The sequence below is a fragment of the Anabaenopsis elenkinii CCIBt3563 genome (assembly GCF_015245355.1).
GTDB classification, from domain to species: Bacteria; Cyanobacteriota; Cyanobacteriia; order Cyanobacteriales; family Nostocaceae; genus Anabaenopsis; species Anabaenopsis elenkinii.
The window spans coordinates 1,857,254-1,881,969 of record NZ_CP063311.1 but is presented as its reverse complement, the minus strand read 5'-3'; the positions used below and the strand labels follow the sequence as shown (position 1 = coordinate 1,881,969).

Annotated in this window: 23 protein-coding genes, 1 tRNA gene and 1 pseudogene; 7 read left to right on the top strand and 18 right to left on the bottom strand. The window is 42.5% G+C overall.

Annotation, left to right across the window (positions count from 1 at the left end):
- Positions 1–88 precede the first annotated feature (88 nt).
- Positions 89–490 carry a response regulator gene (locus IM676_RS08350; RefSeq protein WP_200989755.1) on the top strand — a complete coding sequence of 134 codons (402 nt, stop codon included), beginning with the start codon at positions 89–91 and terminating at the stop codon, positions 488–490.
- Positions 491–661: 171 nt separating this feature from the next.
- Here the strand turns inward: IM676_RS08350 and IM676_RS08345 are convergent, their stop codons facing one another.
- Positions 662–844, bottom strand: a complete 183-nt coding sequence (locus IM676_RS08345; protein WP_200990133.1) for a hypothetical protein — start codon at positions 842–844, stop codon at positions 662–664.
- Between the two features lie 228 nt (positions 845–1,072).
- On the opposite strand from IM676_RS08345, the gene IM676_RS08340 reads away from it, so the two are divergent.
- The gene (locus tag IM676_RS08340; protein WP_200989754.1) at positions 1,073–1,624 is read left to right on the top strand and encodes a DUF2854 domain-containing protein; all 552 of its coding nucleotides are present in this window, start codon (positions 1,073–1,075) and stop codon (positions 1,622–1,624) included.
- 49 nt (positions 1,625–1,673) lie between these two features.
- On the opposite strand, the gene IM676_RS08335 is transcribed toward IM676_RS08340, so the two are convergent.
- Together IM676_RS08335 and IM676_RS08330 are read right to left on the bottom strand one after the other, a co-directional pair.
- Positions 1,674–1,934: a chlororespiratory reduction protein 7 gene (locus IM676_RS08335; protein ID WP_200989753.1), complete on the bottom strand. Its 261-nt coding sequence runs from the start codon at positions 1,932–1,934 to the stop codon at positions 1,674–1,676.
- Between the two features lie 187 nt (positions 1,935–2,121).
- Positions 2,122–3,327, bottom strand: coding sequence for a histidine kinase (locus IM676_RS08330; RefSeq protein WP_200989752.1), 1,206 nt, complete (start codon positions 3,325–3,327; stop codon positions 2,122–2,124).
- 1,209 nt (positions 3,328–4,536) lie between these two features.
- Between IM676_RS08330 and IM676_RS08325 the strand changes: the two genes are divergently transcribed.
- Positions 4,537–5,934 (top strand): S-layer homology domain-containing protein, encoded by a 1,398-nt coding sequence (locus tag IM676_RS08325; RefSeq protein WP_200989751.1) that lies wholly within the window; start codon positions 4,537–4,539, stop codon positions 5,932–5,934.
- 86 nt (positions 5,935–6,020) lie between these two features.
- On the opposite strand, the gene IM676_RS08320 is transcribed toward IM676_RS08325, so the two are convergent.
- Positions 6,021–6,092 (bottom strand) — tRNA-Thr (locus IM676_RS08320).
- 33 nt (positions 6,093–6,125) lie between these two features.
- Here IM676_RS08320 and IM676_RS08315 point away from each other — a divergent pair.
- Positions 6,126–6,395, top strand: a complete 270-nt coding sequence (locus IM676_RS08315; protein ID WP_200989750.1) for a DUF3493 domain-containing protein — start codon at positions 6,126–6,128, stop codon at positions 6,393–6,395.
- 413 nt (positions 6,396–6,808) lie between these two features.
- Here IM676_RS08315 and IM676_RS08310 read toward each other — a convergent pair whose 3' ends face one another.
- From IM676_RS08310 to radA, 8 genes and pseudogenes are all read right to left on the bottom strand, one after another.
- Positions 6,809–7,081 (bottom strand): hypothetical protein, encoded by a 273-nt coding sequence (locus tag IM676_RS08310; RefSeq protein ID WP_200990305.1) that lies wholly within the window; start codon positions 7,079–7,081, stop codon positions 6,809–6,811.
- 548 nt (positions 7,082–7,629) lie between these two features.
- Positions 7,630–8,268: pseudogene (locus IM676_RS19785) on the bottom strand (IS5 family transposase); the annotation flags it as partial.
- 160 nt (positions 8,269–8,428) lie between these two features.
- Positions 8,429–11,593, bottom strand: coding sequence for a translation initiation factor IF-2 (infB, locus tag IM676_RS08295; RefSeq protein ID WP_200989747.1), 3,165 nt, complete (start codon positions 11,591–11,593; stop codon positions 8,429–8,431).
- Between the two features lie 419 nt (positions 11,594–12,012).
- Entirely contained in the window at positions 12,013–12,282 is a 270-nt protein-coding gene (locus tag IM676_RS08290) for a YlxR family protein (protein ID WP_200989746.1), read from the bottom strand.
- A 158-nt stretch (positions 12,283–12,440) separates the two neighbouring features.
- Positions 12,441–13,718 (bottom strand): transcription termination factor NusA, encoded by a 1,278-nt coding sequence (gene nusA, locus IM676_RS08285; RefSeq protein ID WP_200989745.1) that lies wholly within the window; start codon positions 13,716–13,718, stop codon positions 12,441–12,443.
- 252 nt (positions 13,719–13,970) lie between these two features.
- Complete coding sequence (gene rimP, locus IM676_RS08280) at positions 13,971–14,432, bottom strand: ribosome maturation factor RimP (protein WP_200989744.1); 462 nt, start codon at positions 14,430–14,432, stop codon at positions 13,971–13,973.
- A gap of 213 nt (positions 14,433–14,645) precedes the next feature.
- On the bottom strand, positions 14,646–16,079 hold the full coding sequence (locus IM676_RS08275) for a hypothetical protein (protein WP_200989743.1): 1,434 nt from the start codon (positions 16,077–16,079) through the stop codon (positions 14,646–14,648).
- A 212-nt stretch (positions 16,080–16,291) separates the two neighbouring features.
- Positions 16,292–17,815: a DNA repair protein RadA gene (gene radA / locus IM676_RS08270; protein ID WP_200989742.1), complete on the bottom strand. Its 1,524-nt coding sequence runs from the start codon at positions 17,813–17,815 to the stop codon at positions 16,292–16,294.
- 170 nt (positions 17,816–17,985) lie between these two features.
- Between radA and rpaB the strand changes: the two genes are divergently transcribed.
- The 3 genes from rpaB (at position 17,986) to IM676_RS08255 (ending at position 19,970) form a co-directional block, all read left to right on the top strand.
- Positions 17,986–18,714, top strand: a complete 729-nt coding sequence (rpaB, locus tag IM676_RS08265; RefSeq protein ID WP_200989741.1) for a response regulator transcription factor RpaB — start codon at positions 17,986–17,988, stop codon at positions 18,712–18,714.
- A 68-nt stretch (positions 18,715–18,782) separates the two neighbouring features.
- Positions 18,783–19,445 carry a cofactor assembly of complex C subunit B gene (locus IM676_RS08260; protein WP_200989740.1) on the top strand — a complete coding sequence of 221 codons (663 nt, stop codon included), beginning with the start codon at positions 18,783–18,785 and terminating at the stop codon, positions 19,443–19,445.
- Positions 19,446–19,451: 6 nt separating this feature from the next.
- The gene (locus IM676_RS08255; RefSeq protein ID WP_200989739.1) at positions 19,452–19,970 is read left to right on the top strand and encodes a DUF456 domain-containing protein; all 519 of its coding nucleotides are present in this window, start codon (positions 19,452–19,454) and stop codon (positions 19,968–19,970) included.
- Positions 19,971–19,975: 5 nt separating this feature from the next.
- Here IM676_RS08255 and nblB read toward each other — a convergent pair whose 3' ends face one another.
- The 6 genes from nblB to IM676_RS08225 form a co-directional block, all read right to left on the bottom strand.
- Positions 19,976–20,638 carry a phycobilisome degradation protein NblB gene (gene nblB / locus IM676_RS08250; protein WP_200989738.1) on the bottom strand — a complete coding sequence of 221 codons (663 nt, stop codon included), beginning with the start codon at positions 20,636–20,638 and terminating at the stop codon, positions 19,976–19,978.
- Between the two features lie 49 nt (positions 20,639–20,687).
- Positions 20,688–21,146 carry a CBS domain-containing protein gene (locus IM676_RS08245; RefSeq protein ID WP_200989737.1) on the bottom strand — a complete coding sequence of 153 codons (459 nt, stop codon included), beginning with the start codon at positions 21,144–21,146 and terminating at the stop codon, positions 20,688–20,690.
- Between the two features lie 111 nt (positions 21,147–21,257).
- Positions 21,258–21,422 (bottom strand): hypothetical protein, encoded by a 165-nt coding sequence (locus tag IM676_RS19780; RefSeq protein ID WP_225880475.1) that lies wholly within the window; start codon positions 21,420–21,422, stop codon positions 21,258–21,260.
- Positions 21,423–21,990: 568 nt separating this feature from the next.
- Entirely contained in the window at positions 21,991–22,416 is a 426-nt protein-coding gene (gene mutT, locus IM676_RS08235) for an 8-oxo-dGTP diphosphatase MutT (protein ID WP_200990132.1), read from the bottom strand.
- Positions 22,417–22,615: 199 nt separating this feature from the next.
- Positions 22,616–22,960, bottom strand: a complete 345-nt coding sequence (locus IM676_RS08230) for a DUF760 domain-containing protein (RefSeq protein ID WP_200989736.1) — start codon at positions 22,958–22,960, stop codon at positions 22,616–22,618.
- A gap of 237 nt (positions 22,961–23,197) precedes the next feature.
- Positions 23,198–24,154 carry an RNA polymerase sigma factor, RpoD/SigA family gene (locus tag IM676_RS08225; protein WP_200989735.1) on the bottom strand — a complete coding sequence of 319 codons (957 nt, stop codon included), beginning with the start codon at positions 24,152–24,154 and terminating at the stop codon, positions 23,198–23,200.
- Between the last annotated feature and the right edge of the window lie 562 nt (positions 24,155–24,716).

Sequence of the window (24,716 nt, the reverse complement as noted above, 5' to 3'; positions counted from 1 at the left end):
ATATTATTCAACCATAAGATAGAGTGTTTTTTCTTGCGTATTACCATAAACTCTAAGAGATGTTGAAAGTATTTATTATTCCCTTATAATGTTAATTTTCTCTTGTGAATCTGTGACCTTGCGTGTTCTGATAGTTGATGATCACGAACTTACACGTTTAAGTCTAAAATTGGCTTTTTATAATCAAGAAAATATCTGCGTAGTGGGTCTAGCCTGCAATGGTCAAGAAGCTATAGAAATGCTCAAAAGCTACCAACCTGACGTAATTGTTCTAGATTTACAAATGCCAGTTATGGATGGTTGGCGTGCTTCTTGTCATATCAAAGCAATATCTCCTAAAACTCAGATACTGGCTTATTCTTCAACGGAAGATGCAAGTTTTTTCAATCCTAAAAACATAGCCAATTTTGACTATGTTGCTACCAAAGATATTCCTACTAATAAACTTATTACTTTGGTTAGGGAGTTAGGAGAACGTGCAAGAAATTGATAAGCAAGAATAAATCATCTTGACCGGTGGTTTGTAAACTAACCCAGTCTTCGGAAAATATACATCTAGAATACATTAACAAGACTATGATTATAGACAAACGGCGCCAGTTTATCCGGTGACTCACGGTTTAACTAACGCCACTGTGTGTTTTGATCTAGTTAGTTGAGCCTAATTATTATCAGTCTCCGGAAAAGTCCGTTTAAATTCATCAATTAAATCATCCATTTCTTCTAAAGCCTGGTTGACATCAATTCTCAAATTTCCTAAGTTTGGCTGTTCCAACAGGCTTAGGAGGTACTCGCGTTTGTTTCTAACTAGGGTAATTCGTTCTTTTATCGTCTGTAAGTCCATCATTATTTTCTGGTCTTTAAATAGCCTCAAATTCAAACTTAACCCAAAATAGACTCGAGATGCGACTAGTCTTGTATATACAAGAGCCATCAGCAATGGCCAAAGGTGAGACGCAAGAGATAGGAGTCATGATTCTCAAAGCATCAACTTAGTTGGGGTCGTTCACTTGTGACCAATAAGCGATGATAATAAAACTTAGATGTTAAGAATCTATAATATCCTAAGCTCATGTTACCTAAAATTTCCTTGGGGACTGTCGGGTTAAGCGTTGGTGGTATATTAATCATTATGGGGTTTGCCGCCTACGCTGCTGACAATGCCACACTTAATCTAGTCGGTTTTTTCTATGGGTTTCCTCTTTTCTTGGGAGGATTGGCACTCAAAGCCAATGAAATTGTGCCTATACCCTTTAGCCAAGATACAACGCCAGATGTATTACGCTTACGGGAGCAGCAAGCAACTATCACTCAAAATAAAATTCGTAAGGACATCACTCGATACTGTTATGGTCAAGAGGCTCATTTAGACGAGGCTCTCTCTTATCTTGGTCTGAGTCCTACAGATGAAGACCGTCCAGTAGTAACAGGTTTACGAGAAACGGAAATTAATGGCGCTTATGCCTTAATTTTAGAATTTTATTCCCCCTTTATTTCATTTGACCTTTGGCAGGAGAAACAGGAGAAAATGACGCGGTATTTTGGACCGGGAGTAGATATTAAAATTACACAAGTCGGTGAAGATATGATTGAATTAACAATTGTCACCAGCCTTGATAAGTAATATCTCTACCTATAATCCGGTCATATCCGCGGGGAGTGTCAATGTAAATCTACTTTTCTAATCGTATTGCATACCACTGTAAATATTTTCCCAGACCAACATCTAATTCACAACTTGTATCAATTAAATATTGGGCTTGAGCACTGACGGAATCAAACCTTTGTAAATCTATAGGTAATTCCTGTTCAGTCATTGTTTGTAACACCAGCTCAAGCTTTTCTAATAATTCATTTGCCGTGAGCAATTGTTCTGCTTGGTCTGTCTCTAAAACAACAAAGTTTTCCTGCTGATACATTAATGAGTCGGGCATTGGCAAACAGCTGATTAATAGAATAGATTGTGATTTTGAGCCGAAATAATCAAATGAGGGAACAGGGAACACACCGAACAGGGAACACCGGAAGTAACGAAATCCAGTCCCATTCCCTTCACAAGGAAATGGTGAGGGTGGGGTAAAACAATATTTGATACATTAATCATAACTTTTAAAACATCCTCTAAGATGGATATACTGGTAATGTAAAATGGAACCATGCGCCGCCATTGGCCGCAGAATCCACCCAAATTTGCCCATAATGGGACTGTATGATGCGTTGGCATAAACACAGACCAATGCCATAGCCATCAATATCTTGATCACGTTGTAAACGATAGTGATGTTCAAAAATGCGAGTGCGGTTTTCTAGGGGAATTCCCGGACCAGTATCACCAATAGTGAGTTGAACTTTTTGGGTAGTTCGGTGTAATCCGGCAATGGTGATTTTGCCACATTCAGGTGTATATTTGATGGCATTATCTAACAGATTAATTAGCACTTGTCGCACACGTTCTGGATCTGCATATACCTTTGGTAGATCTTGGGGAATATCTGTTTCTATTATCTGGGATTTGGCAATGTAGCGATCGCGCAATTCTGCCAATACATCCAAACAAAGTTCGCCAATTTCCATTTTCTGTGGTATTATGGGTATCTTTGTATCTTCACCCCGCCCCACCTGTAACAAGTCAGCAATCATTCTGTCAATAGTCTTAGTTTGATTACGAGCCTGTTTCAATAAATGTGCTACCAAAGCCGGTTTTAGCCGCTTAAATGCACCAACATCTATGTTGTAATTAGATTGTAGGGTTTCTATGGCAATAGCAGCAGCAGTCAGAGGATTGCGGATATCGTGCGCTAGCATAGCAATGACTCTATCTTTAAATTGTAGCTGCTCTTGTAGTTTCTCTTTTTCCTGTTTTAAGTGAAAAACCTGGTCTGAAAGTTTCATCAGTTCCGCAGAAGCAGCCACAGAATGAATTGTAGATTGGGGCGATGATATGCGACTATTATCATCTATTCGATCTTTTAAATCTCCTTGTAATTTTAAGTAAGTATCTACAGCCACATTCCAGCGAGGCCACCAGTCCTTCAATTGAGCGATGATATTACTCCCAGCTATAATCTGTCGTGGTTCTGGCTGAATTTTGACCAAGGCTGGTGTAGCCACTAATTTAAAATGTTCTGCTAAATAGGGTTGTTCCCCGACATCGATAATTTGAAGTTCAAAATTATACTCAGTACGTAATTCTTTTAAGTAAGCGCGGATACGCTGCACTTGTTGTCGAGACTTTGGTCGTCCATCGACAAATAGTAACAGTTGGAGTGGAGCCTCAGAATAAATAGGATGATCCTGGGAAACTTGCATGTAATCGTGTTTCAGCACTGGTAACAACCCGGCGACGCTTCGCTTAACAGAAATTAGAATAGATTGACGGTTGTCGATGGTCGTTGATTTTCTTCAATTTAATATCTATCTTAGATTTTGCATACTCCTATCTGCTCAACATTGTTGACATGAGATATTGATTTTTGAGCTTTTGCTCGCTTTTGGTTGAGCTTCTATTCCAGAAAGTACACTGTATTAGTCAATTGCAGTTCCCCTCCTAACTTCAAATCTCACATCAAAGCCAGCCAATATAAAATTGTATACCGATGCCAAAATACTTTTCTAGCCTCAGACAGATTTGATTGTCTCTATTGACAAAGCACTGACAACAGTAATAGTGAAGATGCCAATAGTAAAGGGATCTGTAAAAGGGTTGACGAGCTGAACTATAAATCTCCTCAAATTTACAAAAACTTACTTAAACTTTACCAGAAATATGGCTTAAAAAATACCTGAACAAGGACAATTAATCAATTTTAAATAGCCCCTATACAAAAACCACACGTAAAACTCTTAAAGTTTCCAGGTATCTCAAACAGATTCTCTCTCCAATCATGTAGATACTTGTCATGGAATTTCTCTATATTTTCAATCAGCCAGGTCTCTCTTTAACTGAACAGTAAGCTAATTCCATATTTTTCGGTAAGTGTGAGTAAGTTGAGTAGAGATACAATTAACAATTTAAGTTAAGAGCATACAAACTTGTGTTGACAGTCAGCAAAAAGAATCTCAAAACCGAGTGTAATCGCAAGATAGATTTACCGATAAACCCCTTAACCTGAACTGATCAATTAACTCCAGCCCCAAATCAAATTGACTGCTATTTGCATACTTCCAGTCGGGGGTCATTCAAACCATTCCCAGTCCGAGACAAACTCTAATCAACACCGATACCTATTAGCACTGGTAGATTATTACATTTGGGAATGACTTACCTGACTGTACAAGAGAACTAAAATTATGGGCTGACATTTAAGCAACAGTAACGAAAGTTTTTTTGGCTCCAGAGTACAGAGATTGCCATCAACTTTGTTGGGTGTGATCTTTTCCCTGCTATCAGACCTACTCAAATCTACCTTAAATCAATCTAATTCTAGTTTAGCACTTGAGTCCCTGCCAGAATCCTTTTAAGTTTCGCAGTCATTTTCACTCCTAGTAGTGACAGTCTGCGCTACGGTAGGAATTGAAACCCACTTGTAATTTCCTGTGCTTTTGTGTAAACGTTCAGCTGTCTTATTGAGTTTGGCTCTTTTATTCACTTCTTTAACAGCTTGTACCCACAGTCCCACCGCCAAAACCATAGAACAGTCTTTGGCGGCAGATCCCATATTACAAGATAAACCAGTAATATTTGGTCAATCTCAGAGAAATCAGCCAAAAAACAGCCATAACCAACCCAAAGTTGAGTTACCATCTGATTTTCCCCCAGATATTCCTTTGTATCCTCGTGCTAGTTTAGATTCAGTCAGACCTGCTAAAGCCCCAGAAAACAGGACAGTCACCCGTTGGCTTAGTTATGACCCCGCCAATTTTATTGCTAGCTTTTATAGTGAGCAGTTTCAGACAAATGACTGGCAGATTTTACAACAGCCCACAGATAACTTAGAAGATACCTTTGAAGCACGTCGTCAAGGTGTTCAGGTTAAGGTATCTATTCAGCCACAATCAGTTACTCAAGCCAAACCTAATCAATCACAAACAGCTACCGCATTAGTTATTGAGTACATAGCTAATAGTGCAGAAGTTATACAACCTGCCAAAACTGCAAATTCCCAAGCTAATAATCCCAGTTTCATTGGTCCAAAGCTACCTGATAATGTCCTCACACAGCCAGATGAGACATCCGCCAGACAAGTTGCTACACCTAACTCTGAGCAATTCTACGACCTTAACCAAGCACCGGCAGAACTGCGTCAATTCATTCAGGACTTAGCATCTTTGGGAGTTTTATCCTTACAAGATCAAGGAGTTCAGAGCAGCTCGAATCACCTGACTGGCAAATCATTTGAACCTAGTAAGAATATTACTCGTCGAGAATATGCCCGTTGGCTAGTTGCTGCTAACAATGTTATGTATTTTAATAATCCAGCTAAACAGATTCGCTTGGCTTCCCAAAATACTCAACCTATTTTTACTGATGTATCCCCCAGTGATCCTGATTTTCCAGTGATTCAAGGGTTAGCTGAAACTGGTTTAATCCCTAGTCCTTTGTCTGGTGACTCCACCGCAGTTTTATTTCGTCCTGATGCACCACTAACACGAGAACAGCTGCTTTTGTGGAAAGTTCCCCTAGATACTCGTCAAGCCCTACCAGAGGCTAATTTACAAGCAGTAAATCAAACCTGGGGTTTTCAAGATGTGGGAAAAATTGACCCCAGGGCTTTACGTGCCGTACTTGCTGATTTCCAAAATGGGGAAAAGTCAAATATTCGTCGTGTCTTCGGTTATACAACCCTCTTACAACCCAAAAAACCAGTGTCTCGCGCACAAGCTGCTGCGGCTTTGGGGTATTTTGGGACTCTAGGGGAGGGTATATCTGCTGCTGAGGTTGTGAGTCTGAGGCGATCGCCTGTAGCAGCTCCCTCAGGCCAATCCTACAACTGAGGCTTAGAGTCTTAGAAGACTGTCCGCACTTAAATAGCGGTTGTTCTATCTAATAGGAGCAAAGTATTGTTAATTAATCTAACCCAAGCCGATGACGGGATTTGAACCCGTGTCCTGCTGATTACGAATCAGCTGCTCTACCACTGAGCCACATCGGCGTGCACAGCAAACTATTATAGCATTATTTACCCATGATTAAACCAAATCCTCAAAATCCCATCAACCCAGAGCAATATGCCCGCCTCAAAGCTGAAATAGCAGCCCCATATAGGAGTTTACGCCAATTTTTGTATCTAGGTTTTGCCGCTTCTGCTTTAATCGGGGCGTTTATCTTCTTTTTTCAAGTCCTTGCTGGCAGAAATATTGACAGCGCTGCACCTAATTTAGTCCTACAACTAGGAATTTTTGCCCTGATGATCTTCCTTTGGCGCTGGGAGCAAAGTCGGCGAAGGAGTTCTTAACTAAATTAATGTTAATTTCCTCACTACTTTACTGGCAAAAATATGCAAGTTATTAAGTTACGGTCACATTTCGATACATTAAGGAATATAAATGTAGGAAATATAAAAAAATTTCGAAAATATCACAGGGAAAAAATTTCTGAGACTATGAAAAAAGTTGAAACCAGCTCAGCCAATATCAAGACATTGAAAATAAACCTAATCAAATTAACTTATTGAAAAACCCTAAAAGTCATAAAAAAACACAAGCCTGGAGCACCAAAGTGACTTTTTGTCATTCTGGCGCTTTAAATTTGCCGGCTAAAACCTCAACTAGTCCCGGAGAATACCCCACTTTCAATAACAACTCGTCATCACATGGGCAAATCATCCTCAGAATGTTTGAGCCAGCACTTAGAAAATAGGCCCGATTTTTAATACGCTAAAGTTTCTAAAGTTTCTCGTAAATATCTTTTTACTTGTTTCTCCAGATGAAGTCCCTGCAATTGGCGATAGTGTTCTAGTCGCCACCTTTGAAAACCTGAACTACTGGAGATCGCGCATTTGAGGCTATACCAAATTTCGGGATCAGCAGACAATTGGCCATTACCGTCGTTACTGCGCCCAGATCGATCGCGTTCGCAAACCGTATGCTTTGCACTCAGCGTTCCATAGGAATCGCTACCAAATGATGGAATTTGAGCCATAGTTCTTGATTCCTCAGTTTTAACTTCAGTATATACCAGCATTCATTTTCAGTAATTATGACATTACCCACAGGAGAAACTACATAATCGGTTTAACACTTATCACAGTTTACTTTAGAGTTGATTTTCGGTTTATGTTAATTTCTCTTTTGGGATTGAAATCGCCGAAGTAGAATTTGATTAACCTGCACAGGTTACATACTCCCCCATGTATGCAAGCACACAGCCTGGCCTTGGCCACTATCACTACTGCCCGGTTATTAATGCCACTCTCGGCTTGGCCTGATCCGTGGCGATTTTATTCGCAGCAGCTAAATTTCTTCTTGATATTATAGTAGTCACAGCCAAAAATTCTGTCTCATTAGTTACTAAAAGACCTGAGAGACTCACTGGCAGTGTCAAAATTGATTACTTACAAATAGGACTTACGCAACTGCCACAGGGGAATGCCTAGTATAGTTGTTAACACTTACCCGCTACACTGCAAAGCAGTGTAGCGGGAGATTCTTGCTTCTTAGAGGATGTTTGTCAAGTATTAAACAACTCAATTAAGCGAGTCTTCTGAGCATTAACCGAATCATGGCGATTTGTACAAAGGTTTCATGGGTCTGGGGTAAAATTTCGTAGTCCTTACTCAATCGACGACACCAATTAAACCAACCAAAACTACGCTCGACAACCCAACGCTTTGGTAACAGAATAAAGCCTTTAGTATTAACCGGACGACGTATAACCTGCAAAACCCAATGATACGTATCCATCACCCATCTCATAAAGCCTTCACCTTGATACCCAGCATCAACCCTCAGCACCAACCGATTCAAGCGATCGCTAATTCTGTTCTTGGCTTGGGCGAATCATTTTCTTGCTCCTGCTTGATCGGATTCATCAGCCGAGGTGACTACAACCATCAAAACTAATCCCAGAGTGTCAACTAAAAAATGCCGTTTACGTCCCTTAACCAGTTTCCCAGAATCAAAACCGACAGCTTGGGATACCATTGTTCCATTCTCTACAGACTGAGAATCCACAATTGCTGCACTTGGGTTTGGTTCATCGTCTTCGAGAACACGTACCCACTGTTGAAGTTTGTGGTTAATGCGTTCCCATGTTCCATCCAGGCGCCATTTTGGGAAGTCATTTGGCAACATCCGCCATGGACAACCCCCACAAAGAAGATAAAATATGTTTTGCTAGTTAAGCAAACATCCCTAGTCAACGAAAAAATTTCCCGACAATCCATGAAAGGAGTAGAGGGCATTGATGAGTTTTGAAGTTTGAGTTGTCCACTCTTTTGATCTCAAAACTCATCATCTTTACTCACGGCCTAGAAATTAGTAAGCAGCACTATTTCGTCAATGTCAGTGTGCGACGCTTGGTTACCATTTGGAAGGCTTCAATCACGTCCCCTTCTATCCAGTCATGGAACTTATCAATGTTGATACCGCATTCATAACCGGAATTGACTTCTCGCACATCTTCCTTCATGCGTTTGAGGGAATCAAGGACACCTTCGTACACGAGCTTACCGCCACGACGCACTCGCACCTTGCAGTTGCGAACCAATTTGCCAGACTGTACATAACAACCAGCAACAGCTCCACGACCCACAGGGAAGACGGCACGGACTTCGGTTTGACCAAGGGGCTCTTCTACCAACTCTGGTTCCAGAAGACCTTCTAAAGCTCCTTGAATATCTTCCAAAAGTTTGTAGATGATATTGTATTCTCTCACATCTACCCCAGCTTCGTCAGCCGCTTGTCTAGCGCCACTAGCGTAGGTAGTGTTGAAACCAATGATCACAGCACCACTAGCTGCGGCTAGGTCAATATCTGTTTCAGTTATTTCCCCAGCAGTTGCCAATAGCATGCGGATTTGAACCTCGTTTTGGGGGATTTGCCTGAGAGAGCCAATAATGGCTTCCACAGAACCTTGTACGTCTGCCTTCAAGATCAAGTTGAGTTCTTTCAACTCTCCCTCTTGTGCTTGGGCCGAAAGTGTGGTCAAAGTAACACGCCCCTGTAACAGACGGGATAGACGTTTTTTGTCAGCGCGATCGCCAGCCAGAGACCTGGCTTCTTTTTCGTTAGCGAAGACCTCGAATTCATCGCCAGCGGCTGGGACATCACTTAAACCGAGCACTTCCACTGCAAAGGAAGGACTTGCAACCTCTACTCGTTTGCCTCGGTCATCTACCATTGCCCGAACTTTACCAAAGGCCGAGCCAGCCACTAACATATCTCCCACATGGAGGGTACCATTCTGAATCAGCAGGGTAGCAACTGCGCCTTTTGCCTTATCCAGATGTGCCTCAATCACTGTGCCCTTAGCAGCCCGATCTGGATTAGCAGAGAGTTCTCCTACTTCTGCTACTAGCAAAATCATATCTAAGAGTGTATCTAGGTTTTCGCCCTTGATTGCACTCACAGGAACCATGATTGTTTCGCCGCCCCATTCTTCAGGTGTGAGACCATACTGAGTAAGTTCTTGTTTCACCCTATCTGGCTGTGCTCCTTCCTTATCAATTTTGTTGATCGCAACCACAATTGGCACTCCTGCGGCCTGGGCGTGACTAATAGCCTCTACCGTTTGGGGACGAACACCGTCATCAGCAGCCACCACTAAGACTGCAATATCAGTTACCCGTGCTCCCCGCGCCCGCATAGCCGTGAATGCTTCATGTCCGGGAGTATCAAGGAAAACTATCTGCTGTGTTTTGCCCTCATGTTCCACATCCACATGGTATGCACCAATGTGTTGAGTAATACCACCAGCTTCCCCAGCAGCAACCTTAGTTTTACGAATCGAGTCTAGTAGAGTTGTCTTCCCATGGTCTACGTGACCCATAATTGTCACAACAGGCGGACGTCGCTGGAGCAGCTCCATGTCTGCCACATCTAACATTTCTGTGACTTTGCGGGCTTCTGCTTCTGGTTCGGCAGTTTCGATTTCTATCTCTAGCTCTTTCCCTATTAAAGTGATGGTTGGGATATCCAAATTCTGGGTGATACTTACAGCCATGCCTTTGAGGAAGAGGATTTTAACAATCTCCGTATCGGCAATGGCAAAAACATCAGCCAGTTCTTGGACTGTCATTGGCCCTGTGATCACTACTTTTTCAGGGCGTTCACGCTTTGTCTCCACTTCTTGGCGACGGTTTTGGTCGCGACGAGAGAAGGATTTTTTCTTTCTAGCAGTTGGAGCGCTAATGACTGATGCGGTTAGTGGCTGTGTACCGCGAGCAGCTTTTGGTTTGGGAGGACGGGCAATGGAAAGACTAACATGGACTGTAGCTTGTGAGTCTTGATCCTCATCATCGAGTAAATCCTCTTCTTCAAAGTCATCCTCAACGATGGGTTTAACTCGCTTGCCTTTATTTCCTACCTTACCGGACTTTTCCTTGATTTCGTCAATAATTTCTTCTTCTTGCCACTTTTTACCACCTTTAGATAGACGGGGTGGTGTGGGACGCTTCAAATCAAGTAGTTCCGGTACGATGGACTCGGTATCGAGGTCTGGTTTTTTTTGTCCCCCTGACATTGGTTTTGGGGGAGTAGCAACTGGCATTGCGGCTACAACTTCCGACGGACGTATTGGACGGCTGGGTTTTGTCCCATCTGCCAATGGTGCATTTCGTAACCGCTGCTCAGGGTGAGCTTGTCCTGCCCCTCGATTGCCTTTCTGATCGGCTTTCACTGGAGTTTTGGGAGTGGCACGATGCTGTTTTGCCGGACTTTGTGGGGTATCGGTGCTAGTGCCTCGTTGAGGCTTCTGCTTGACTTGATCTCGTTTAAGTACTGGTTTTTCTGTCGGACTCTGGCCAGAGGCTACACGGGAATTTGCGGCCACTGGTCTGGCTGGTGGCTCTGCCAGATGAGGTTTTTGCGGTTGTTTTTCCGCTTTTGATTTCAGGGAAACCGGACTTCGGCTGCGCTCAGTTCCAGCTTTTTCAGGTTTTGCGGCTGCTCTTGTTTCGGGCGCCTCGATCTTAGAAACTGGATCTACTGGTTTGTTTGCAGATTCTGGTGAGTTCTCAGATTGATTCCGGGGTACAGGTCTAATTGGTGCCGTCGGCTTCATGGGTGAGACTGATGTATCTATTGGCTCTGATTGTGAAGAAGAATTAACTTCTAAGGAAGCAAGTTGGCTATCATTAGCCACTGAAGCTTGGTGAGCGTTGCGGGTATTATTTCTCAATATTTTGGGTTTGCGAATTTCCAAAATTTGTGGTTTGTGAGGTGGTGTAGGTCGATTGCGATTGCCTCCGGCAGTGCGCTCCGCGCCATCGCCAGTTTCTGATGTATTTAGTTTACTAGATGTATTGTTGCCTTTCAAATTATTAGCTGTAAGTTTTTCGGCAGCCATGCGTATACGTTCTGCCTCAGATTCAGAAATAGTGCTGCTATGGCTTTTTACCGCGATATCGAGCTGATCGCAAATAGCTAATAGCTCTTTGTTATCCAAATTCAATTCCTTTGATAATTCGTAGATTCTAACTTTGCCGTTGTTCATCCACTCTTCCCCTTTAATTTACAGTTTTTTAGCGGATGGTTGCCTGGTTTTGGACATCTCCATCCTTGGATTACTGTTTTAGGTTGCCCTTGGTGATTTTGCCGGTGCCTCCAGTCAGGAAAGAGAGATATTTCGGTTTAACTTTGGCATTTCCACCAATAATCATGATGGTTGGTACCAAGCTGCCCCTGATCGCTACCAGGTTGCCATTCTTTAGTTTTTTGTTTTGCTGATTCTGAGTCTTCCACAACACAATCGAGTAAAACTTTTTAGGGGTATTGCTCTGCCACTAGTCTGGTAAACAAGCCGCAGGTTACTACACCCATTTACTATTGTGGCATTTCCCCCATCAATTGCAGAGCCGGCTGTATGCACAAAGACTCTGGGGATTACCGCTTGAAGGTTTTTCCACTTGATTATTAATTTTGATTTTGGCTATGACTTTCAGCCAGACGATGCCACAATGTTTGATACAGTGTTTCTGGCACTGATGCATGTAGCGATCGCCCAAGTCTATTTTTTTTCTGAGCCGCTTGTAGGCAACTCATTTGCGGGCAGATATAGGCAGAACGCCCCATGCCCTGATCTAATTGTACCTTTCCAGATGGAAAGACGCGGACAATCCGCCAAAAGTCTTCTTTCAAGCCTACCTTGCGGCAACTTATACAACGTCGATAATTCGGTTTCATTGGTCTTATTTGACTACGGGACAGAAATCTGGTTGTGAAAATCAATCAAGTTGGCTTTACCAATCTTTACTTAATAGTGACATTATTGATTCTGTAGTAATCATTAAGACTAGTAATGTTGTCAGTCAATAGTAGCAGAACTCCATTAGACTCATAAGTTAATCTTGATCACTCATCTGAAAAATTTCTTCTTCCTCTTCTAACCCTTCTTGATTCTCATAATCTAGCTCCTCTATTTCCAGATCATCTGCCTCTGGTTTATATTGAGATCGTGCCTCCGCGAACTTAGTATCCTCCCCTACATAATCATACTTAGCTTTGTCTTTAATGTCGATTTTCCAACCAGTTAAACGAGCTGCCAAGCGAACATTTTGTCCTTCCTTACCAATAGCTAAACTCAGTTGATCTTCAGCCACCAGCACATGAGTTTGGCGGGTTTCCGGATCCATGAGACGGACTTCATCCACCCGTGCTGGACTCAAGGCATTAGCAATATATGTAGATGGATCTGGAGACCAACGAATCACATCTATTTTTTCGCCACGTAATTCGTTGACTACTACTTGAATGCGTGAGCCTCGGGCACCAATACAAGCCCCAACTGGGTCTACATCCCGCTCCAGGGTATCTACTGCAATTTTAGTCCGAGGACCCACATACCGGGAAGGTGGATTAGCTTCTCGTGCTACAGCAACAATTCTGACTACTTCATCTTCAATTTCTGGGACTTCGTTAGCAAACAGATAAACCACTAAACCAGCATCAGCCCGAGATACCAGCAACTGAGGACCGCGCTGTTGCCCTTGGGAAACTTTTTTGAGATATACCTTAAATGTGGCATTAGCGCGATAATTATCATTGGGCAGTTGTTCTCGCTTAGGTAATTCAGCTTCCACTTCTGGCTGACCAAAACCACTCGACACTGCCAAAATCACCGATTGTCTTTCAAATCGTAAAACCCTGGCTTGTAGGACAGTCCCTTCTAAGTCCTGGAATTCTTCTTGAACCATTTGGCGTTGCTGATCCCGGAGTTTCTGCGCCAGCACTTGCTTGGTTTGCATTGCTGCCATGCGACCAAATTCCCCTTGATCTGGGGTAACATCCAGTACTACAGAATCTCCCAACTGCGCCTCAGGCGCAACTTGTTGCACTTCCTCGAGGGATATTTGATGGTCGGAGTTATCCACTGCTTGGACAATGGTTTTGGTAGAAAGAACGCGAAACCCTTCTCCTTCGATGTCAAGTTCTACCTCAAAATTCTGAAAATACTCTTCATCAAACTGTCTACGTTCTAAGCTTTGGGCACGACGATAACGTTCGTAGCCTTTAAGTAATGCTTCTCTAATAGCTGATTGAACTGCTAGACGTGGCAAATTGCGCTCAAGACTGATACTTTCTATTAATTCTTTTAATCCTGGTAAACTAACCATTGACATAGGTAATCTCCTTTAAAATCGACTCTAAAAAAATAGGAATAGGGAAAATAAGAGGCGCGATTAATTAACCAGCGCCCTGTTAACTTTCCCAAGGTAGAGATAACTCATCAATTACCCCTAATTAACTCTCCTGTATACAAAGGAGTGGAGAGCGAGAAACTACACATTAGAGATTTGGGATTAGAGAAAAGTTTGACTCTACTCCCTAGCCTTTTACTTCTAGTTACTGTCGTCTAGCTGTGAGTTCCTAACCTATGAGCGCTCATCTAGTTGCACCCTAGTAATCAGAGTACGGGGAATTTCGATCACACGACCTTTTTGGTTTAAGTAAACACTGACTTCATCCCGGCGAATCAACTTACCAATCCACTCTTGTTGTCCGTCGTAGGGTTGGGAAGTGGAGATAATCACAGGAAATCCTTTGAAGGAAATAAACTCCCTGTCTGTAATTAATTGTCGTGAAATTCCTGGACTAGACACTTCCAAGACATAAGCATCTGGAATTATCTGTGCCGCATCTAGGGAAGCTTCTAAAGCCCGACTCATCAGCTCACAATCACTCAGTCCAGTGTCATGTCGGGGGTTACGGATGTCCACCCTTAATACTGGTGGACGTTGGTTAGTCTGAAAAACTATGCCAACGACTTCCAAGCCCAGTTCTGCTGCGACTGGTGTTGCCAAATCGATAATTTGTGGAACTAAAGGATGAGTCATGGGAAATTTCAATAAAAAAAGTGGGCAGCGACCCACTTCCTGCGATAGTGATATCTTCCAAGAAGTCTTGTGACGAATCAATAATGCTTCGTCTCTCTTCCGAGTTTAGCGCATTTCTTTAATAGTCAATAGTCAATAGTCATTGCTCACTGGTGATTAGTCAATGTTTTTTGCCCTTGTTCTCCTGATTGCGGCGATATCCATCAATTTTACCTAGTTTTTGTTCTTGAGTGGGAAAGTGGAATCTTTATCTACTGATGGTTGTATTTTTAGCTGTCTGGTTTGCTCCATAATCTGGTCTATGTCTTCTTGGGATAAGCGCTGGACATAGTTGAGCTTAAGTTCTTCGAGGAAATCAGAGATTAAATTTTGAATTTCCGCAATTACGTGTTGTTGCTGTACTTCTTCTCCCAATGCTTTGCTAAAGCTTTGGGCCAGTTGACTGGAAAGTTTTGCCCCTACAGGATCTTTCATCGCCCCAGTAACGGCGCTGTAAAGGTTTATGGTGATTTGGGTTGCTAGTTGCTCGCTGAGTTGGGTTTGTATATTACCTAATCCCGAAGGTACAAGGTGGCGGTAAAGGGGAACTTGATTCATGGTGCTGGCAATATTGTGGCCTAAAATGGCAATGATTTCTGGTTGAACCTTCGGCAGTACTTGATAGACAACTATCTCCACTAAAATACTCGCGATCGCTTCTATTTCGTTGGTATTGTTAATATTTATGTAGGGGCGCACATTTTGTTTTTCCGTCAGCCAGTTAGTTAAATCACCGCGGCGAATTGAACCTTGAAGCTGGTTAATGACTCTGACTACGACTATTTCTGTGAGGTCTTCGGCAAAATTCGCTAATATTGATTGGTTTATTTGCTGCTGTAAGGGCTGAAGATTTAATAACCGGGCTTGGTGTAAGCGGACTGTTACTGATATAACGCGCAACCAGCGCCAAAAAGGCAATAGCAAGAATAAGTCATACCAGCGCCACAAGATAGCATTTACCCAGGTAAAACTGGTGTGACGACGACGCCAATAAAAGGAGCGTCCTAATAACTCTATCCCAAATAGCAAGACAAAGGGTAAATCAATCAGCCAAAAGTTATCCAAAAATTCCCCATTTTCACCAATGCGGCGAAAATAGTTGCTAGCTATCAAAGGACGAATTTGTCTGTTAAAAAAGTTAATCTCTTGGTTCCAGCCTTGTGTTGATAAATATTCTCGACTCCAAAAAGTATTAAAAGACTGTTTTGCCGATTCTTTGCCGATGCGATCGCGCATTCGATTCTTAGCTTTTTCAAAGTTACCACTTTTATTCACCGCCGCAAAGGGGTTACCATCAACCATTTCATTGCTGAGGCGACGTAGTTCTTCTAACTTAGCTTTGGCCTGTGGGGAAGTTAACCCTGTTTGACTCACCTGCTGTGCGAGTGCGTCTACTTTATTTAAATAATTTCTGGTTTCTCTATGGTCTTCAATACCCTTGACTGGATCATAAATTCGGGTAATTTGGGGGAAATTCCGTAAATACAAATCCCGCCACGGTATGTAACTGATATTAAATAATACTAAACACAAGTTACCCATGGCAATTATTGCCATGACCCTTTCAAAAAATAGATGTGATGATTTTAAAGGCTTTTGTTTACTCATTGACTGTGATTATTTTTTCACTTGTTGGACTAGTGCCGATATAATACGGATATATACAACACTTCACCAGTCAATAAAGCACTACATATTAAATGATTTAATCTCACAAATCCTCTGGGGCACCTAGGCAAGCCAGCCTTCTACCTAGATGGAATATAGTTTAATTTACTGTACTGTTTTCAGCAGTAAATCTCCCTAAATCACCCTTAATCTCAGGTGTATTCCTCCCCCTCATCCATTTTTAAATCCATGTCTTCTAGAGTTTGCTGGGGAATGGCCTCAATAATTGCATCTATTACTTTCGATACTGCCAATATTTCAATGTCGAAATCCGGGTATTTTTGTCCTTTGGGAACGATTGCTCGTTTAAATCCCAGTTTCGCAGCTTCCTTTAATCGTAGTTCCATTTGAGACACTGATCGCACTTGTCCCCCTAATCCCACTTCACCAATTAATATTGTACCAGGATCAACTATGCGATCACGGAAACTGGCAACAATAGCAACAGCTATTCCTAAATCCACCGCTGGTTCTTCTACATTTAAACCACCCGCTGAGGCGACGTAAGAATCTAATTTTGACATGGGAATACCGACGCGTTTCTCTAAAACAGCTAGAATTTGCACTAGGCGGTTATAGTCTATCCCTGTAGCTGCGCGCCGGGGAGATGGGTAACTAGTAGGACTGACTAAAGCTTGTAATTCTACAACAATGGGGCGAGTACCCTCACAAGCTACAACAATAGCTGTTCCGGGTGCTGGGTCATCGCGGCTACCTAAAAATAACTCTGAAGGGTTAGGGACTTCTCGCAATCCGTTCTTTACCATTTCAAATATACCAATTTCGTGAGTAGCGCCGAAACGGTTTTTGACAGTTCTTAATAATCTATGGGAGGCAAAGCGATCACCCTCAAAATATAATACTGTATCGACTAAGTGTTCTAAAACTTTGGGACCTGCGATCGCCCCTTCTTTGGTGACGTGTCCGACAATTAACATGGTAATATCTTCATGTTTTGCCACCTTCATCAAAGCTGCTGTACACTCCCTTACCTGAGCCACAGAACCCGGTGCGGAGGTGAGCGCCGGAAAGAATATCGTTTGAATACTATCAATTACCGCCAGATTTGGCCTTAGTGAGTCCATCTCCTTTAATATTTCTTCTAAATCTGTTTCTGGTAATACATACAAATCCGCATTTATACTATCTTCTGGCGCATCTTGATCGGTCGGCTCCAGCTTTTGACGACTGACATCCTGGGTTTTTGATACTCCCAATCGAGAAGCTCGCAATTTTACCTGTTGTCCTGATTCTTCTCCTGTGACGTAGAGGATACGGTATTTTTGTGCTAGCTGGTTTGATACTTGTAATAGTAAAGTAGACTTACCTATCCCTGGGTCACCCCCGATTAGCACCATAGAACCAGGAACAACTCCACCACCCAGTACCCGGTCTAATTCAGTATACCCAGATTCCCAACGAGCAATTTGGCGATCGCTAATCTGATCAAATGTCAGAGAAGCTCTAGGCTTGGCTGGTTTACCAGTAGATTTACCATGGCTGTGAGTTCCTTGCCAACCACTTAGACCACCCCTACTAAGTACATCTGCTGATGATTGAATCGCAATCTGTTCTTCTAATGAATTATATGTACCGCAAGCTGGACACTTACCAAACCACTGGGAAGATTCTGCTCCACACTCGTTACAAACGTAAAAGGTTTTAGGCTTTGCCATTCTTCAAATTAGTTGTAAAAATTTAATATTTTCTTAATTGTTGCTCAAAACTAATATCGAATCAGAATCAGAGTTAGAGCTTTTTCCCAATCAATTGATGGAATGATATCTTAATATTATGGTATTAAAAGTTAATCATCTTAAATTTTAGTTAAGGAGCATGGAGAAACTTGGAAAGCCATAAAGAAAAAATCTTGGTGGTAGACGACGAAGCCAGTATTCGCCGGATTTTGGAAACGCGTCTTTCCATGATTGGCTACGATGTGGTCACAGCGGGAGATGGAGAAGAAGCTTTAGAAACCTTTCGCAAATCAGAACCTGACTTAGTAGTATTAGATGTGATGATGCCAAAGCTAGATGGCTATGGTGTGTGTCAAGAATTGCGTAAGGAGTCCGATGTTCCCATTATCATGCTAACAGCCTTGGGGGACGTTGCCGATCGCATTACCGGTCTAGAATTAGGTGCTGATGACTATGTTGTCAAACCATTTTCCCCCAAAGAGTTAGAAGCTCGCATTCGCTCAGTACTGCGAAGAGTAGATAAAACAGGAGCTTCTGGTATTCCTAGCTCCGGGGTCATTCATGTTGGTAATATTAGAATAGATACCAATAAACGCCAAGTCTACAAAGGGGATGAGCGCATTCGGTTGACAGGTATGGAGTTTAGTCTCCTGGAGTTACTAGTTAGCCGTTCTGGGGAAGCATTTTCTCGCTCAGAAATATTACAGGAAGTATGGGGTTACACACCAGAACGCCATGTAGATACTCGTGTCGTAGATGTACATATTTCCCGTTTGCGGGCTAAGTTAGAAGATGATCCTAGTAATCCAGAATTAATTCTCACAGCTAGAGGTACTGGTTATTTGTTTCAGAGGATAATTGAACCAGGCGAGGAATAAAAACAGTTAAAAAAAGTCAATAGTTGTATTCTCACAACTAATGACTAACCACTAATGACTAAGGACGAATGGACAAATCTGACCCCAATAAAATCTTGCGCCGTTTACCCTTAGCTGTGGGTGGAATAGGCGCTGTGCTTTTGCTAATTAACCGCTTGCTGACTCCAGAATTAACCGATTCCCAAGCGCGTGCGGATGTAGTTGGGGTAATTTTGAGTGCGGTGATGATTTTAACCGGTTTAATTTGGCAGCAAGTACAGCCGAGATCCCCTGATGCAGTAGAATTAATTGGGGAAGAGGGTTTTATACTTGCACCAGACTTGCCCGAAGCTGTCAAAACAGAATTAGCTTGGGGATCTCGGTTACTACTGACTAATACGGTAACACGCTCCCTGGTGGTAGTTTATCAAGGCCGAGTTTTACTGCGTCGTGGTATTTTGGCTGCTAAATCCGAAGTAATACCCGGTTCCATCTTAAAACGAGTCCTAGAAACACAAAAGCCGATTTATTTAGTAGACTTAAAAGTATACCCAGGAAGAATTGAATTTGATTACTTGCCAGAAAACACACAAGGTGTAATCTGTCAACCCATAGGCAACCAAGGTGTGTTGATTTTAGCAGCGAATGCACCCCGCAGTTACACTAAACAAGATGAAAATTGGATTGCGGGAATTGCTGATAAATTATCCGTGACCCTCCATTCCTCCTTGCTAGCTGAGGCGGAGATTTAAAACTTTATGCAAGTTATTTATTGGCTACTAATTACCCTTATGATACTGGGTATCATTGGTTCTGTAGTTCCCGGTATACCCGGAAGCGGGTTAATTCTTACTTCTATTATTATTTGGGGTATTTTTAGTAGTTCCTTTGCAGCGATTAAAATACCCCTAATTGTCACAGTTGTAGTTTTAATCCTGAGTATCGCCGTAGATTTTTTAGCTAGCTACTTAGGTGCTAAAAAAGCCGGTGCTAGTAAGTGGGGACAAATCGGTGCTATCGTAGGATTAATATTAGGATTTTTTGGCTTACTACCAACCTTACCCTTTGGCGGACCCTTGTTAGGAATTCTAATAGGGCCTCTACTAGGCGCAATTATCGCTGAGTTTATTTACCGACGGGAACTATGGCCAGCAGTTAAAGCTGGTGTAGGTATTATAGTAGGTTCGATAGTTGGAAACTTAATTCAAGGAGTTTTAGCCATCGCCGCGGTTGTAGTTTTTATAGTCACAACTTGGCCTCAATTGTATGGAACTTAACACATTCAAGCCAAATCTAGAGATTGTTTAGCTTCATGCGCCACAGCTTCCACTTTATCATCAGTAAGAGTTTCTAAAAGCGAGTACGCATCAGCACCACCCAAACGGGTCAAAGCTTGGACAACTCGGTAACGGATTTGCCAATCGGAACTAGTTGTAAAAGGGGCTAAAAGGGGAACTGCTTGCATATCTCCCAACTCCCCCAAAGAACTAATAGCGGCTGTTTGGACTAACTCATTCTGAGAACACAAAGCTTCCTTGAGTAGTTCAAATCCCCGTGGATCGCCTAACTCTCCTAGTGTCGCAATCACACTAAATTGTACCAGCCATTCGGGGCTTGTATGATAAAGTTGCTGTAAATCCTCAAAAGCATCTTGGAGTTTCAGCGCACCCAAACAATCAGCTGCTGCAGCTTGGACATCAGGTTCAGGGTCATTGAGCATACCGCGCAACACATCCAAAGATAACTCTAAATTTTGCCTTCCCAGAGTATCCATCTGACTTACTGCTGAATATCTCACCCGCGAGTTACTATCACCCATAGCAACTTGAATTAATTCAAAAGCCTTTGCTGGTTCCAAGTCACGAAGTTGATTAACCGCACGCAAGCGATCTCCCAAATTTTCAGAACTGAGCGCTTGCTTAATAGACTCAGAAGTAATATTCATTTATTTGTCCTAATTTTCTCAATTGTTGAAAAAAGCTTTAAATATTAAATTAACTACTTGCCATAGCCCTAATAATATCACCACGGGTTAGGATACCAACCACTTGACTCTCGCTGTCAACTACTGGTAAGCGGTGAATATGGCGATCGTGCATCAGTTGTGCTGCTGCTTTTACAGTTTCTTGTGGGTAAATACTTACAGGATTCTTGGTCATGACCTCGCCAACAGTTTGTCCCAATACTTTGTGTAGTTCGCGATCGTAAGTAGCAGGATTTTGTAAATAGATGACGCTATCTAGAAACATAATGTAAGCCGGAGGAGTCACACCAGTTTCTCGCCACATCAAGTCAGTTTCTGAAATAATCCCCACCAATTTACCCCCATGATCCACCACTGGTAAGCCACTAAAGCGGTTTTCTGCTAAAATGCGGATAGCTTCCTCCAGTGGAGTTTCCCTCTGGACAACAATTGGGTCACAGGTCATTACATCGGTAACGGTCTTAGACATTTGCTTACTGATACCCTTACTCAAAGTCTCTACCACCATTATTTTGACACTCGCCGCGGCTATAAGCCGGGGGATTCTTGCTTCACGGGGACTCCAATGAATTTACACGCGCTAACGCGCCACTTTGCTAACAGCAAGCATCTTGACCATGTGCCCCACGGATGCAAGTCTTTGTATAGCGACTACCTGAGCGGCTGCAACATCTCTATCTGTTCCTATTGGTTCCCCATGTGGTAGAGGTTGAGGTACAGATACATCCCACTGTACTGTTAACATTACGTACCACCCAGAGGCAGGCTTAACTACACATGCCTGTTTAATCACACCTCCATCTGGACTTGATACTCCCCTCGGCTAGAAGCCGGGGGATTCTTGAAGAGTCCACAAACGGACTTTCAATGGTGCTATCAAAGACACCCTACTGATTCCGCTTAGGTCTAAACCTAGCTTTATCGCTACTTTTGTTAAAATATTAGCTGCAACCTTCGCCACAAGTCAAGCTATATAATATTCGATGTGGCTAAAGCCACGTACTCGCTCCACTGCAACTGAAGTCGCTACCGACTTATCCCCATGTCTAAAGCCATTGGTTCAGCTCTCGTTTTTTGGTCAAGATGATTCCTAGGAATGAGACTGAAATCCCTAGGGCGCTACACACCCATAGTTAGAAACCAGGGGTACTGTGCGCGTTTTTTGGTAGGTAGGACTGCATGAATCAATCATGAGCTTTTTGGGGCAGAACAGATATTTTGTTCTAAACCAATATTTGTAACAAAAATCGATTCAAAATCCAGGTTTTTCAAAGTGTGGAGAGTTCAAAATCTTGACTATGAGCAAAAATTTTTTACTTAAATTGCTTGATGGACTGCTTTAAGGCCGCAATAATTTGAATATTAGCCTGGGGAAAAGTGAACTTGTCCAGATCATCCAAGTTCACCCAGCAAATCTCATCGCATTCTATAGGTTGGGGAATACCTTTAATTAGACGACAGTGATGCACCATGAGGGTAACGCGCAAGTGAGTGTAAGTATGATCAATAGTGATCAAATGTTCTCCCACTGCAATTTCTATGCCTAATTCTTCTTTAATTTCCCGTTGAATACATTCTGCGATGGTTTCACCAGGCTCAATTTTGCCCCCAGGAAATTCCCATAAACCACCCATTACACCCTGGGGAAGACGGCGGTCAATTAAAATTTGCTGATTATCGTCCCAGATTACCGCCACACCAATAATTTTGTGAGGTGGGAAAGGGTTAGTTTTACTCATCATCGGGGGCTTGACACTCCGCGCACTCAAGTGGAAAAGTGAAAGGAATCTTGGTTGATCTGTCTTCACCGGATACTACATTCCCAGCGCCCAGTTCCCCACCGTTTTCATGTCCCACGGGTACACGCCGTTGGACATCGGCGTGTGCAGCAAGATTCAGATTATAATATTCATTTTTTTTAGGAAAAGCGGGAAATAATTACTCAACTGCGTGATGATTGTCTTCACTTCCTTGCAAAACAGCTTCAAAATGCATTCTCTGTTCAGCGTTCCGCAGAAAATAACCACTAATCATCGCCGAAGCCAATAGCTGACCAAGACTCTCACGACTGGTGGTGATGGTAATGTCAAAGTGTTCTGAAGGTAGGTTACCTAATAGTCCGATGATATTACGCTCCATTACCTGAATAACTTCAGAGGAAGTTGGCCTTGATAGTTGGGTAACTGTTTCCGGACTCATAGATTTAACGTATTGCCACAGTAAGTTAGTGGTTTCTGAATCACCGTTAAAAAATTCTGAGACCTTCTTGGATTGGTTACTCATCTTGTACCTCCTGTACTCACACTACTAACTGTAGTGTCATGTTTGCCACTTTAACAGTAAATGCCTGTTTTTGACTTAGTGCAACTGGCAATCAACTGTTGATATCAGTCTAATGTAACAGTCTACGTCCCTGCTTAAAGTCGATGTAACCGTACCTCCAGTAGCGTATTTTCTCATCTTAACCCATACTCTGCTCATAGGGCTTGGGGATAAGGACGGGATGACTGGCGTCTGTAGTCAACTTGCCAAGTATTCGTTCATATTAGCTTTAGATTTACGAAGTTTACTTAAGGCTTCTCGTTCGATTTGCCGGACTCGTTCGCGGCTAATGTTGAGAAGGTCACCTATTTTAGCTAAAGTTAGAGCCTGTCCATCTAGTAAGCCAAAGCGTAATTTAATTACTTCCTTTTGTTGTGGCGTGAGTTCATCCATCAGACGCTCTAAGTCAGAAGATAAAGAAGACTGCATGACAAACTCTTCCGGAGAAACTCCCGGATCTTCTAACATTTCCCCCAGTTCGGTATCGTAGTTGTCACCCAAGCGCAAGTCTAAAGATAAAGGTAACCGCGCTCTTTCCAGATACTCTCGTACCTGTTTTGGTGTTAAATCTAATTCTTCAGCCAGTTCCGCAGCTGAGGGTGCACGTCCCAATTTTTGCGATAGTTGGCGTTGTGCTTTTTTAATTTTATTTAGTTTTTCAGTAATGTGAATTGGCAATCGGATAGTGCGAGCTTTCTCAGCGATCGCTCTGGTTATGGCTTGACGTATCCACCAATAAGCATAGGTAGAAAATCTATAGCCCTTGGTAGGGTCAAACTTTTCCACACCCCGTTGCATTCCAATACTACCTTCTTGAATCAAATCCAATAGATCAACGTTACGCTTAATGTACTTTTTGGCAACGGATACTACCAGACGCAAATTGGCTTCTACCATCTTGCGTTTAGCTATTTCACCCTCGGCGATCGCATCTTTCAACTCTGTTACCTCCAGATTGGCGGCTTGCGCCCACTCCTCCGGACTAGGTTGACGACCCATCTGGTTAACCAGAGAATCCCTAACATCATGCAAAGTACGAGAAAATTGCACCTGTTTACCGTAGGAAATTTCCTCCTCGTGGGTTAAGAGTGGCACACGGCCAATCTCACGCAGGTAAGTCCGCACGAGGTCTGTGGCTGTCTGAGCGGTCTTCATGGCGCTACTCTTTGGTAATTAATAATGGATTTGACTGTAGGTTAACTAACTGATCTTTGTTGCTATGGGATATAACCCAGTGGGAATCATTACTATTGCTCGGGTTAATACTTTATACATTCCGATGTGATTATCGGCTGCTTTCCCGGCTTAGGACTTGGCTGCTGGAATATATATTTATGTCTCATTTTTTACATCTGTCTTAAGTTAGATCAAATTTAATAGAGCAAAGATTCTTGTATCTATATTAAAAACTGTAACATTTATGATAGAAGATGCCAAGACCTGTAGCCCCTAATTTCCGTGGCATTTACTAATGGATATCATTATCTGTAGCAATAGTTAAAAGTACTAGCGGTGGAGATAATTGGAGAAATCAATAGGTTTAATGATCATAAGTCTTGTATTTTGGCTTTTTCCTCCCTTTTAAATCTAGCCCTGTTGCCAGACCCACAATTTATAGACTTGGATCAGGTTGGTATCGTCTTCATTAACAATGACACCAACCCGCAGCATAGCTCCGACCAGAGCCTATTAGGGCGTATCTGACGATGAAATATTA